We start from the raw sequence: 467 nt of genomic DNA, 5'->3' as shown, positions 1-467 counted from the left end.
GACAAATACCCCAGCTGAAAGCCATGCTTTCCATGCGCAACCTGCTGCGTGATTTAAAGGCCAATCTGCTGGATAACCAGGCTTTTCGAAAGGAGCTGGAAAAAATTCTGCTGAACCCGGCGCTCAGTGCGGAGCTCAGAGCCGAACTGTCATCTCTGGCACCAAAACAACCTTAACCATCACGACGTTATAACGGATTAACAAGGAATGCTCATGTCTGTTCAAAATGAAAGTACTGTGGGTGGAGAAAGCGTTGTACTGGAACGCGCTTCGGCGAATGGGGTTTACGCGTCCCTGTTTGAAAAAATTAATCTGAATCCGGTATCTGAACTGAGTGCGCTGGATATCTGGCAGGATGCGCAGGCAATGTCTGATGCGACCGCTGATGAGCGTTTAACGGCCGGGATGCAGGTCTTTCTCGAGTGCCTGACGAAATCCGGTGCAAAAGTCGAGAAACTGGACAGGAA

At 49.9% G+C, this 467-nt stretch carries 1 protein-coding gene and 1 pseudogene; both read left to right on the top strand.

What is annotated here, in order from left to right; all coding sequences use genetic code 11:
• A partial coding sequence (locus NNO08_RS22920) for a type VI secretion system contractile sheath small subunit (protein WP_271455912.1) occupies nucleotides 1-176 on the top strand: 176 nt, incomplete at its 5' end.
• A gap of 31 nt (nucleotides 177-207) precedes the next feature.
• Nucleotides 208-467 (top strand): annotated as a pseudogene (locus NNO08_RS22915) (type VI secretion system contractile sheath large subunit); the annotation flags it as partial.

It is taken from the genome of Citrobacter sp. Igbk 17 (genome assembly GCF_028069775.1).
Lineage (GTDB): Bacteria > Pseudomonadota > Gammaproteobacteria > Enterobacterales > Enterobacteriaceae > Citrobacter.
This window is presented reverse-complemented; position numbering and strand designations above follow the sequence as displayed.